General features: G+C 54.7%; 11 protein-coding genes. 10 read left to right on the top strand and 1 reads right to left on the bottom strand.

Annotation, left to right across the window (positions count from 1 at the left end):
• Positions 1–16 precede the first annotated feature (16 nt).
• Entirely contained in the window at positions 17–1,804 is a 1,788-nt protein-coding gene (locus MKleb_RS07695) for a filamentous hemagglutinin N-terminal domain-containing protein (RefSeq protein WP_025106395.1), read from the top strand.
• A gap of 198 nt (positions 1,805–2,002) precedes the next feature.
• Here MKleb_RS07695 and MKleb_RS07690 read toward each other — a convergent pair whose 3' ends face one another.
• On the bottom strand, positions 2,003–2,485 hold the full coding sequence (locus MKleb_RS07690) for a zinc ribbon-containing protein (protein ID WP_014228404.1): 483 nt from the start codon (positions 2,483–2,485) through the stop codon (positions 2,003–2,005).
• A 226-nt stretch (positions 2,486–2,711) separates the two neighbouring features.
• Here MKleb_RS07690 and leuS point away from each other — a divergent pair, with 226 nt between their 5' ends.
• The 9 genes from leuS (at position 2,712) to mrdB (ending at position 12,300) form a co-directional block, all read left to right on the top strand.
• Positions 2,712–5,294 (top strand): leucine--tRNA ligase, encoded by a 2,583-nt coding sequence (gene leuS, locus MKleb_RS07685; protein WP_217076561.1) that lies wholly within the window; start codon positions 2,712–2,714, stop codon positions 5,292–5,294.
• Positions 5,295–5,308: 14 nt separating this feature from the next.
• Positions 5,309–5,899, top strand: coding sequence for an LPS assembly lipoprotein LptE (lptE, locus tag MKleb_RS07680; protein ID WP_004130425.1), 591 nt, complete (start codon positions 5,309–5,311; stop codon positions 5,897–5,899).
• Positions 5,899–6,930: a DNA polymerase III subunit delta gene (gene holA / locus MKleb_RS07675; protein WP_217076560.1), complete on the top strand. Its 1,032-nt coding sequence runs from the start codon at positions 5,899–5,901 to the stop codon at positions 6,928–6,930. Before lptE ends, holA begins: the two co-directional genes overlap by 1 nt.
• Positions 6,923–7,573, top strand: coding sequence for a nicotinate-nucleotide adenylyltransferase (gene nadD / locus MKleb_RS07670; protein ID WP_004848799.1), 651 nt, complete (start codon positions 6,923–6,925; stop codon positions 7,571–7,573). Before holA ends, nadD begins: the two co-directional genes overlap by 8 nt.
• A gap of 46 nt (positions 7,574–7,619) precedes the next feature.
• Positions 7,620–8,249 (top strand): adenosylcobalamin/alpha-ribazole phosphatase, encoded by a 630-nt coding sequence (locus tag MKleb_RS07665; protein WP_025106398.1) that lies wholly within the window; start codon positions 7,620–7,622, stop codon positions 8,247–8,249.
• 221 nt (positions 8,250–8,470) lie between these two features.
• A complete protein-coding gene (gene rsfS / locus MKleb_RS07660; RefSeq protein ID WP_004100162.1) occupies positions 8,471–8,788 on the top strand; it encodes a ribosome silencing factor in 318 nt (105 codons plus the stop codon).
• Between the two features lie 3 nt (positions 8,789–8,791).
• Positions 8,792–9,259, top strand: a complete 468-nt coding sequence (gene rlmH, locus MKleb_RS07655; protein WP_004100160.1) for a 23S rRNA (pseudouridine(1915)-N(3))-methyltransferase RlmH — start codon at positions 8,792–8,794, stop codon at positions 9,257–9,259.
• 27 nt (positions 9,260–9,286) lie between these two features.
• The gene (mrdA, locus tag MKleb_RS07650) at positions 9,287–11,188 is read left to right on the top strand and encodes a peptidoglycan DD-transpeptidase MrdA (RefSeq protein WP_004130417.1); all 1,902 of its coding nucleotides are present in this window, start codon (positions 9,287–9,289) and stop codon (positions 11,186–11,188) included.
• Positions 11,188–12,300: a peptidoglycan glycosyltransferase MrdB gene (gene mrdB, locus MKleb_RS07645; protein ID WP_004100156.1), complete on the top strand. Its 1,113-nt coding sequence runs from the start codon at positions 11,188–11,190 to the stop codon at positions 12,298–12,300. Before mrdA ends, mrdB begins: the two co-directional genes overlap by 1 nt.
• Positions 12,301–12,309: the final 9 nt, after the last annotated feature.

Raw genomic sequence — 12,309 nt, 5'->3', positions numbered from 1 at the left:
TAAAGGACTCTATTAAATGTTTAAATTCAATTTAACCTATGTTGCGCTAGCAGCAGCATTGAGCTCAAGCTTTGTTTATGCCGACCCGACAACTTACACCCATTTATCAGGCGCCAAAGTCATTGATATTGAAAAACCCAATGCCGCCGGCGTCTCACATAATATGTATCGTGAGTTTAATGTTGATAGTAAGGGTGTTGTTCTGAACAATAGCCCCAGCGATCTCTCCCATGCGACGTTGGGGAATATCGCTAAAAATAACAATCTGACTAATGGTAGTGCTTCTGTTATTCTTAACGAAGTTACCTCAAACCGTGCAAGCTCACTGAATGGATTTATTGAAGTTGCGGGTCAGCGAGCTGATGTGGTTATTGCTAACCCCAATGGTATTTCCTGCTCAGGATGTAGTTTCATCAACACCAATAAGGCGATTTTAACGACAGGAAAGGTAACATTCTCTGATACTGGCGCTATCGCCAGTTATGACGTTACCGGGGGTAAACTGTCCATCGACAAGAATGGAATGGATGCCAGTAATAGCTATGCGGTTCTGCTCGCCGATGCGATAGCCATTAACGGTACGGTTAATGCTACGAACGCGATAGTGGCCGCAGGAAACTTCACCTTTGATAACGGCTCTGGCGCGATAACCTCAGCGGGCAAAGCGGCAACGGCACGGCAGTATGTTTACCCTGAATATAGTATCGACATTAGTAATCTTGGCGGCATCAAAGCCAATAGTATTACTATGGTTGGCAATAATTTAGGTTTTGGCGTTCGAAATAAAGGCGCTATTGTTGCTAACACCAGCCTCTCTTTGACCAGCTTTGGCTCACTCACCAACGAAGGCTCTATCGCCAGTAATGGTATGATGACTCAGGTACTCTCTGCAGGCAATTTTAAAAATACGGGAAATATATCCTCGAATAATATCGCCTTACTGAACAGCCTCAGTTCGATAAGCAATAGTGGAACCATTTCCAGCACAGGAAATTTATTAGTCAACGCATCCGGAAATATCGAAAACACGGGTAAATTCAAAGCGGCCTCCACATTGAGCGTAATGACTAACGGTAACCTGAAAACGACATATGGTTCCAATTTACTTTCAGATAATCAGTTGACAGTCACCGCCGCCGGTAACATTGAAAACGGAGGCTCGACCAGAGGTAAAAACACAACGGTCACCTTCGGAGGAGACACGCTTAAAGTCACTGGCAATATTTTTGGCTACGATACTCTGCTGGTTCAGGCGAAAATAAATGACCAGATAACATCCGGGGAAATTACCAATTCTGGTACCACCTCCGGCGGCAACGTGACCGTAAAAACCGATGGTACTCTGGCGTTAACCAAAGATAGCTTTATGGAAGCGACTGATACGCTGACGACAAAAAGCTACTGGCTTAAAAATGAAGGTTATATGGGGGCCGATACGATAGCTATTGATAACTATGTCACCCACAACTATGGGGCTATTGTTGGTCAGGATAATGTTGGCGTTAAAACCTATCATGAGCTTTATAATGAAGGCGAAATTTTAAGCTCATCAAATATGACGCTGGATACACGGAATCACGGTAATATTACTAACCGTTCTCACATAGGAGCTGGCGGCACTTTAACCATGTCAGTTAATAAAGTGGTTAACGGAGGATACCGCTGCGGTTTCCTGGGGTGGGCAACCTGTGGCAAAGGCACGATTTCCACGACTAATCTGGTTTTAAATTCCTCACATAAATACGCCAGTGAAATGGGCGGCACTCAGCAGTTTAAGAGCGCGACCATTAACACCATCAATTAACATGAAGTTATCATTGAAAATGCGCGTCTTTTTTTAAAAGAAAGTTAATGCTGGTGCTTCGGCACCAGCATTTTTACGCATACAGATGAAGGGTTAGCCTGTCCTTTAAAAGGAAGGCCAATATATTAACGCGCTTTATATTGGCCCTCGGGCTGGCTTAACGCCAGTGTAAAGGCTCCGCAAATATCTCTCACGTATTTACGGCTCGAATGGCCGGCGCTGGAACTGATCGTGCCCGCATTTTGGACAACGCGGTAGCACATCCGGCGTATAAACCGGCAGATGGTAATGGCACTTCTCACACACCAGATTGCCGAGCCCCACGACTTCGCCGCTGTGATAGACGCCGTGGTGGCTGAGATCCTGGAACACCTCGCGCCACTCAAGCTGAGTTTTATCGGTAATATCCGCCAGCTCCTGCCACAGGCTCTCTTTGATCACCCGCATAAAGACGCTATCAGTCAGCTCATCCTGACTCTCTTCATAACTGAGCGCGAACTCTTCCAGATCGCGTCTGACAGCGCGGATAACATTCTCGATTTCGCTCTGCGTTAACTCGCCGGACTGGCTAATCTTGACCCTGGCCTGCTCCACCAGCGCATCAATATCGCGTTCTCCATTGCGTAACCGCTCGCTGAGCGTCGACACCAGCTCTCGGTAGAATTGAGCAACCTTGTTCATCTTTTCGCCTCCGGTGTGGTTAACTTCTTCTTATGATAGACGTTATCTGCGGATTGCTCTGCCAGCCAAGCCACAGAGTCGCGAAATATTCTCCACCGCTTTCATCTCTGTAAGTGTGTGAAAGGCTGTTTTGACGTTGGCGTTTGGGCTATGCTATGCCGATCTGAAATAACACATCCATTGGCTACATTTTGTAGCTGTATTGAAAACAGGACCACTGGCTGCCATGCAAGAGCAATACCGCCCGGAAGAGATAGAATCAAAAGTCCAGCAACACTGGGACGAGAAGCGTACCTTTGAAGTTACCGAAGACGAGAGCAAAGAGAAGTATTACTGCCTGTCGATGCTTCCCTATCCTTCTGGTCGACTACACATGGGCCACGTGCGCAACTATACCATCGGCGACGTGATTTCCCGTTACCAGCGTATGTTGGGCAAAAATGTTCTGCAGCCTATCGGCTGGGATGCGTTTGGTCTGCCTGCGGAAGGCGCCGCGGTGAAAAACAACACCGCTCCGGCCCCGTGGACCTACGACAATATCGCCTACATGAAAAACCAGCTGAAAAAACTGGGCTTCGGCTATGACTGGAGCCGTGAAGTGGCAACCTGCACCCCGGAATACTACCGCTGGGAGCAGAAGTTCTTCACCGAGCTGTATAAAAAGGGGCTGGTCTATAAAAAAACCTCCGCGGTAAACTGGTGCCCGAACGATCAGACCGTTCTGGCGAATGAACAGGTTATCGACGGCTGCTGCTGGCGCTGCGACACAAAAGTTGAGCGTAAAGAGATCCCGCAGTGGTTTATCAAAATCACCGCCTACGCTGACGAGCTGCTGAACGATCTGGATAACCTGGATCACTGGCCTGATACCGTTAAAACCATGCAGCGCAACTGGATTGGCCGCTCCGAAGGCGTCGAAATCTCCTTCGACGTTAACGACTACGCCGACAAGCTGACCGTTTATACCACCCGCCCGGACACCTTTATGGGCTGTACCTACCTGGCCGTCGCTGCGGGTCACCCGCTGGCGCAGCAGGCAGCAGCCAATAACTCCGCGCTGGCGACGTTTATCGACGAATGCCGTAATACCAAAGTTGCCGAAGCCGAAATGGCAACCATGGAGAAACAAGGCGTCGATACTGGCTACAAAGCGATTCACCCGCTGACCGGCGAAGCGATCCCGGTATGGGCGGCAAACTTTGTGCTGATGGAGTACGGCACCGGCGCGGTGATGGCCGTTCCGGGTCACGATCAGCGCGACTACGAGTTTGCCAGCAAGTACGGTCTCAACATCAAGCCGGTCATCCTGGCCGCTGATGGCTCCGAACCCGATCTCTCCGAACAGGCGCTGACCGAAAAAGGCGTGCTGTTCAACTCCGGCGAATTCGACGGTCTGGATCACGAAGCTGGCTTTAATGCCATCGCGGATAAGCTCGCGTCTCTTGGCGTCGGCGAACGTAAAGTGAACTACCGTCTGCGCGACTGGGGCGTTTCCCGTCAGCGCTACTGGGGTGCGCCGATCCCAATGGTGACCCTTGAAGACGGTACCGTGATGCCGACGCCGGAAGATCAGCTGCCGGTTATTCTGCCGGAAGACGTTGTGATGGACGGCATCACCAGCCCAATCAAAGCCGATCCTGAGTGGGCGAAAACCACCGTTAACGGCCAGCCGGCACTGCGCGAAACCGATACGTTTGACACCTTTATGGAGTCTTCCTGGTACTACGCGCGCTACACCTGCCCGCAGTATGACCAGGGTATGCTCGACCCCGAAGCGGCCAACTACTGGCTGCCGGTCGATATCTATATCGGCGGTATCGAACACGCCATTATGCACCTGCTCTATTTCCGCTTCTTCCACAAGCTGATGCGCGACGCGGGCATGGTGAACTCTGACGAACCGGCTAAACAGCTGCTTTGCCAGGGCATGGTGCTGGCAGATGCCTTCTACTATGTTGGCGAAAACGGCGAGCGTAACTGGGTCTCTCCGAAAGAGGCGACCACCGAGCGCGACGAGAAAGGACGTATCGTTAAAGCCTTCGATCCGCAGGGTCGCGAGCTGGTCTATACCGGCATGAGCAAGATGTCCAAGTCGAAAAACAACGGCATCGACCCGCAGGAGATGGTGGAACGCTACGGCGCGGACACCGTGCGCCTGTTTATGATGTTCGCTTCTCCGGCCGACATGACGCTGGAGTGGCAGGAATCCGGCGTGGAAGGTGCGAACCGCTTCCTGAAACGCGTCTGGAAACTGGTTTACGAACACACTACCCTGGGTGAAGCCCCTGCGCTGGACGTTGCCAGCCTCAGCGAAGATCAAAAAGCGCTGCGTCGCGACGTGCACAAAACCATCGCGAAAGTGACCGATGACATCGGCCGTCGTCAGACCTTCAACACCGCGATTGCGGCGATTATGGAGCTGATGAACAAGCTGGCGAAAGCGCCGCAGGAAAACGATCAGGATCGCGCGCTGATGCGTGAGGCCCTGCTGGCCGTGGTTCGCATGCTCAATCCGTTCACCCCGCACGCCAGCTTTACCCTGTGGCAGGAGCTGGGCGGCGAAGGCGATATTGACAACACGCCGTGGCCGGTCGCTGATGAAAGCGCAATGGTTGAAGACACGACTCTGGTCGTGGTCCAGGTAAATGGTAAAGTTCGTGGTAAAATTACCGTTGCGGTGGATGCAACTGAAGAGCAGGTTCGTGAGCGCGCGGGTCAGGAGCATCTGGTCGCGAAATATCTCGACGGTGTGACCGTACGTAAAGTGATCTACGTTCCGGGTAAACTGCTCAATCTGGTCGTTGGCTAAGCGCAGGAGGAAGCGTGCGATATCTGGCAACATTGTTGTTATCTTTGGCGGTGTTAATCACCGCCGGTTGCGGCTGGCACCTGCGTAGCACTACGCAGGTTCCGACCGCAATGAAAACCATGATCTTCCAGTCGGGCGATCCCAATGGACCATTAAGTCGTGCTGTCCGTAATCAGCTGCGTCTGAACGGCGTTGAACTGGTCGATAGCAGTACCCTGCGCAAGGATATTCCTTCCCTGCGTCTGGAGACATCGTCCATTCAGAAAGATACAGCATCTATTTTCCAGGACGGCCGTACTGCGGAATATCAGATGGTGATGACGGTAAATGCCAGCGTCCTGATCCCAGGCCATGATATCTATCCCATCACGACCAAAGTCTACCGCTCGTTCTTCGATAACCCGCAGGCGGCGTTAGCGAAAGATGCCGAGCAGGACATGATCGTTCAGGAAATGTACGACAAAGCCGCGGAGCAGCTGATCCGTAAGCTGCCGAGCGTACACGTTGCGGATGTCGAAGCCACCAAAGAGGATGAGAAGCCGGTCACGACGACCCCAGCCGCTTCAACCTCCGGCAATCGCGTCTCCACCACGCTGGGTAACTGATGATTCGGTTGTACCCGGAACAGCTCCGCGCGCAGCTCCCTGAAGGGCTGCGCGCGGCCTATCTGCTGCTTGGCAACGATCCGCTGCTGTTGCAGGAAAGCCAGGACGCCATCCGCGAAGCCGCGGCCGCCCAGGGCTTTATCGAACATCACACCGTCACCGTTGATGCCAGTACCGACTGGCCTGCCCTGTTCTCGTTAAGCCAGGCCATGAGCCTGTTTTCCAGCCGCCAGACGCTGCTGCTCATCCTGCCCGATAATGGCCCTAATGCGGCAATTAACGAACAGCTCGCGACGCTTGTCGGCATGCTGCATGAAGATTTATTGCTCATCGTTCGCGGTAATAAGCTGACGAAAGCGCAGGAGAACGCCGCATGGATGACGGCGCTGACCAGCCGGGCGGTGCAGGTAAGCTGCCAGACGCCGGAATATGCCCAGCTGCCGCGCTGGCTCGCCGCGCGCGCAAAGCAGAATAATCTGCAGCTTGATGACGCGGCCAGTCAGCTGCTGTGCTACTGCTATGAAGGTAATCTTCTGGCGCTGGCGCAGGCTCTGGAGCGTCTGTCGCTGCTGTGGCCGGACGGTAAACTGACGCTGCCGCGGGTTGAGCAGGCGGTGAATGATGCCGCGCATTTCACCCCCTATCACTGGGTTGATGCGCTGCTGGCCGGGAAAAGTAAGCGCGTACTCCACGTTCTGCAACAGCTGCGTCTGGAAGGCAGCGAGCCCGCTATCCTGCTGCGCACCCTACAGCGCGAGCTGCTGCTGCTGGTCAACCTGAAGCGGCAGTCGGCCCATACGCCGCTGCGTTCGCTGTTTGACAAACATCGCGTGTGGCAGAACCGCCGCCAGTTGGTTAGCGATGCGCTGGCCCGCCTCAGCGCCGACCAGCTGCGCCAGGCCGTCACGTTGCTGACCCGTGCCGAACTCACCTTCAAGCAGGATTACGGGCACTCCGTATGGCCCGAGCTGGAAAGTCTCTCTTTATTGCTCTGCCATAAAGCGCTGGCAGACGTTTTTATTGATGGTTGATATGACTCAGTTACTGGCAATGTACGGCGGCACCTTCGATCCGGTGCATTATGGTCACCTTAAACCGGTGGAAATTCTGGCCAACCAGATTGGCCTTAATCAAGTCACCATCGTGCCCAACAACGTGCCGCCGCACCGCCCGCAGCCCGAAGCCACCAGCGACCAACGCAGGCATATGCTGGAGCTGGCCATCGCGGATAAGCCGCTGTTTATCCTCGACGATCGCGAACTCAAGCGCGACACGCCGTCATACTCCGCGCAAACCCTGCGCGAGTGGCGCCAGGAGCAAGGGCCAAAACGGTCGCTGGCGTTTATTATTGGCCAGGATTCGCTGCTCACCTTTACCACCTGGCACGACTATGAAAGCATTCTTGATAACGTACATCTGATCGTTTGCCGGCGCCCGGGCTATCCGCTGACCATGGCGTGCGAGCAGGATCAGCAGTGGCTGGACAAACATCTCACTCATGACGTAGAGCGGATGCATAGCAGCCCGGCGGGCGTTATCTACCTGGCCGAAACGCCGTGGTTTGATATCTCAGCCACCCTGATTCGCCAGCGTCTTGAATCCGGCGAATCCTGCGCGGACATGCTGCCGGAAACCGTACTCGACTATATCCATGAGCAGAAGCTTTACTGCTAGCCTTGCCACAAGGACAGTCTCATAGACTCCTTTCGAGAGGGTCATCATGAAGTTATGGTTAGTTCGTCATGGCGAAACCGAGGCCAACGTCGCGGGCCTCTATAGCGGGCACGCGCCCACTGCGTTAACCGAGCGCGGAATCAAACAAGCGCAAACGCTGGGAAAGCGGCTGCGGGCCGTCCCGTTTCAGCGCGCGTTTTGCAGTGAGCTTGAGCGCACCCAGCGCACGGCCAGCCTCCTGCTGGGCGACCGTGACGTCCCCCGCCAGTCCTTCGCCGCGCTCAATGAAATGTTCTTCGGCGACTGGGAAATGCGCCACCACCGCGATTTACAGCAGGAAGATGCCGAAAACTACGCCGCATGGTGCGCCGACTGGCAGCACGCGGCGCCCACCAACGGGGAGGGCTTCCAGGCGTTTGCCGAACGCGTACGCGGCTTTACCGTCACCCTCTCTCAGTTTCGGGAACTTGACCATCTGCTTATCGTCGGTCATCAGGGCGTGCTTAGCCTCTTAGTCGCGCAACTTCTGAACATGCCGGATTCGGCGATGTGGCACTTCCCCATCGAGCATGGCGCGTGGAGCCTTGTCGATCTCCAGCCTGATTTCACCACGCTGCGCGTACTAAATAGCCGGGCCGTTTGGCTGGCGGAAGAAGAATTGCGCGCAGACCATTGACAGTGCAAAGCAGGCTGTTATTCTCCGCAGCCAGGCTGCATCCGCCATTTGAACTTTGCAGAAATTGTTTTACAAAAATGGCGATGCAATCATCGGCGATGGATGGGATGATAGCCGCCTTCACCGCCCGTTTATCGACATTTATCCCGACTTTGCCAACAGTTCGGGTATACTGTCAGGCTGTTTATTGTTATCACTCTTCACACACCCAGGGGGAACTCTTGCAGGGTAAAGCACTCCAGGATTTTGTTATCGACAAAATTGATGACCTGAAAGGTCAGGACATCGTAGCCATTGACGTTCATGGCAAATCCAGCATTACAGATTGCATGGTTATCTGCACAGGCACTTCCACGCGCCATGTTATGTCCATTGCCGACCACGTTGTGCAGGAGTCTCGCGCCGCCGGGATGCTGCCGCTGGGCGTTGAAGGCGAAGCCGCCGCGGACTGGATCGTGGTCGATCTCGGCGACGTTATGGTTCACGTTATGCAGGAAGAGAGCCGTCGTCTGTACGAGCTGGAAAAACTCTGGAGTTAGCGCGTGAAGCTGCACCTGGTAGCCGTTGGCACCAAAATGCCGGACTGGGTTCAGACCGGCTTTAGCGAATATCTGCGCCGTTTTCCAAAGGATATGCCGTTCGAACTGGTGGAAATTCCCGCCGGTAAACGCGGCAAAAACGCCGACATCAAGCGCATTCTCGAAAAAGAAGGTGAAATGATGCTGGCGGCTGCAGGCAAAAACCGCATCGTCACCCTGGATATTCCGGGGAAACCTTGGGATACGCCTCAGCTGGCGCGCGAACTGGAACGCTGGAAACAGGATGGCCGCGACGTTAGCCTGCTTATCGGCGGCCCGGAAGGCCTTTCACCCGCCTGCAAAGCGGCGGCGGAACAAAGTTGGTCGCTCTCAACGCTCACCCTACCTCACCCGCTGGTTCGCGTACTGGTGGCCGAGAGTCTGTATCGGGCGTGGAGCATTACCACCAACCACCCTTACCACCGTGAGTAATGATGACCAGGGTAGACTAAGCAGCGAATGAAATTACAGAATTCTTTCCGCGACTATACGGCTGAATCCTCGCTGTTCGTGCGCCGGGCGCTGGTCGCTTTTTTGGGGATTTTGCTGCTTACCGGCGTACTGATCGCCAACCTTTATAACGTGCAAATTGTGCGTTACACCGACTATCAAACGCGTTCAAACGAAAACCGCATCAAGCTGGTCCCGATTCCGCCGAGCCGCGGCATTATCTACGATCGCAACGGCACGCCGCTGGCGCTCAACCGTACGATTTACCAGCTGGAGATGATGCCGGAGAAGGTCGACAACGTTCAGCAAACGCTGGATGCGCTGCGCGATGTTATCGACCTCACCGATGACGATGTGGCGAACTTTAAAAAAGAGCGCGCCCGCTCGCACCGCTTTACCTCTATTCCGGTGAAAGTTAACCTCAGCGAAGTGCAGGTCGCCCGTTTCGCAGTGAACCAGTACCGTTTTCCCGGCGTGGAAGTCAAAGGCTATAAGCGCCGCTACTATCCCTATAACTCCGCCCTGACCCACGTTATCGGCTACGTCTCTAAAATTAACGATAAAGACGTCGATCGCCTGGATAAAGAGGGGAAGCTGGCTAACTACGCCTCCACGCACGATATCGGCAAGCTGGGCATCGAGCGCTATTACGAAGATGTCCTGCACGGGCAAACCGGCTATGAAGAGGTTGAAGTGAACAACCGTGGCCGCGTGATTCGCCAGCTGAAAGAGGTCCCGCCGCAGGCCGGGCGCGATATCTATTTAACGCTCGACCTGAAGCTACAGCAGTACATTGAAACGCTGCTGGCCGGCAGCCGCGCGGCGGTCGTGGTCACCGACCCGCGCACCGGCGCAATCCTCGCGCTGGTCTCGACGCCAAGCTACGATCCCAACCTGTTCGTTGACGGTATTTCCAGCAAAGACTACTCCGGACTCCTCAACGATCCCAATACGCCGCTGGTTAACCGCGCGACTCAGGGCGTTTACCCACCGGCGTCGACGGTTAAGCCATACGTGGCCGTCTCGGCGCTCAGCGCCGGGGTTATTACCCGCAACACCAGCCTGTTTGACCCCGGCTGGTGGCAGCTTCCCGGCTCGGATAAACGCTACCGCGACTGGAAAAAGTGGGGCCACGGCCATCTGAACGTCACCAAAGCGCTGGAGGAGTCGGCCGATACCTACTTCTACCAAGTCGCCTACGACATGGGCATCGATCGCCTGTCGGAGTGGATGGGCAAATTTGGCTATGGCCACTATACCGGAGTTGACCTGGCGGAAGAGCGCTCCGGCAATATGCCGACCCGCGAATGGAAGCTCAAGCGCTTCAAGAAACCGTGGTACCAGGGCGATACTATCCCGGTCGGCATCGGACAGGGCTACTGGACGGCGACGCCTATCCAGATGAACAAGGCGCTGATGATCCTGATTAACGACGGCGTGGTTAAAGTACCGCACCTGCTGCAGAGCACGGTGGAGGACGGCAAACCGGTGCCGTGGGTTCAGCCGCATGAACCGCCGGTCGGCGATATTCACTCCGGTTTTTGGGAAATCGCCAAAGACGGGATGTTTGGCGTAGCCAACCGCGGCAACGGTACCGCGCATAAATACTTCGCCAGCGCGCCGTATAAAATTGCGGCCAAATCGGGTACCGCTCAGGTCTTCGGCCTGAAAGCCAATGAAACCTATAACGCGCACAGAATCGCTGAACGCCTGCGTGACCATAAACTGATGACGGCGTTTGCCCCTTACAACAACCCCCAGGTTGCCGTGGCGATTATTCTTGAGAACGGCGGCGCAGGTCCGGCAGTCGGTACCATTATGCGTCAGATTCTCGATCATATAATGCTGGGTGATAACAACACCAATCTGCCGAGTGAAAACCCGGCGGTAACGGCTGGGGAGGATCAATAATGACTGATAATCCGAATAAAAAATCGCTATGGGATAAAATCCACCTCGACCCCACCATGCTGCTTATCCTGCTGGCGCTGCTGACCTACAGCGCGCTGGTGATCTGGAGCGCCAGCGGTCAGGACATGGGCATGATGGAGCGCAAAATCGGCCAGATCGCCATGGGGATTGTTATCATGATCGTCATGGCGCAAATCCCGCCGCGGGTCTATGAAGGCTGGGCGCCCTATCTCTATATCTTCTGTATTATCCTGCTGGTGGCGGTTGACGCCTTCGGCGCCATCTCCAAAGGGGCGCAGCGCTGGCTGGATCTCGGCATCGTCCGTTTCCAGCCGTCGGAAATCGCCAAAATAGCCGTACCGCTGATGGTGGCGCGCTTTATCAACCGCGACGTTTGCCCGCCATCGCTGAAAAATACCGCTATCGCGCTGGTGCTGATTTTCCTGCCTACGCTGCTGGTCGCCGCGCAGCCTGACCTCGGGACCTCGATTCTGGTCGCCCTGTCCGGTCTGTTTGTCCTCTTTCTGTCTGGCCTGAGCTGGCGTCTGATTGGTATTGCCGTGGTGCTGGTCGCCGCCTTTATTCCCATCCTCTGGTTCTTCCTGATGCATGATTATCAGCGCCAGCGCGTAATGATGCTGCTCGACCCGGAAACCGATCCGCTCGGCGCGGGTTACCACATTATTCAGTCAAAAATCGCCATCGGCTCCGGCGGACTGCGCGGAAAAGGCTGGCTACACGGAACCCAGTCGCAGCTGGAGTTTCTGCCTGAGCGCCATACCGACTTTATCTTTGCCGTCCTGGCGGAAGAGCTGGGGCTGATCGGCGTGCTGATTCTGCTGGCGCTCTATATTCTGCTGATTATGCGCGGGTTGTGGATTGCCGCCCAGGCGCAAACCACCTTTGGCCGGGTGATGGCCGGTGGTTTAATGTTGATTTTATTCGTTTATGTCTTCGTAAATATTGGTATGGTAAGTGGTATTTTACCGGTGGTGGGGGTACCTTTGCCGCTGGTCAGCTACGGGGGCTCTGCCCTAATCGTATTGATGGCCGGGTTTGGTATCGTCATGTCGATCCATACTCACAGAAAAATGTTGTCGAAAAGCGTGTAAGGGGTTCGC

The sequence above is a fragment of the Klebsiella sp. PL-2018 genome (assembly GCF_019048985.1).
GTDB lineage: Bacteria > Pseudomonadota > Gammaproteobacteria > Enterobacterales > Enterobacteriaceae > Klebsiella > Klebsiella michiganensis.
This window is presented reverse-complemented; position numbering and strand designations above follow the sequence as displayed.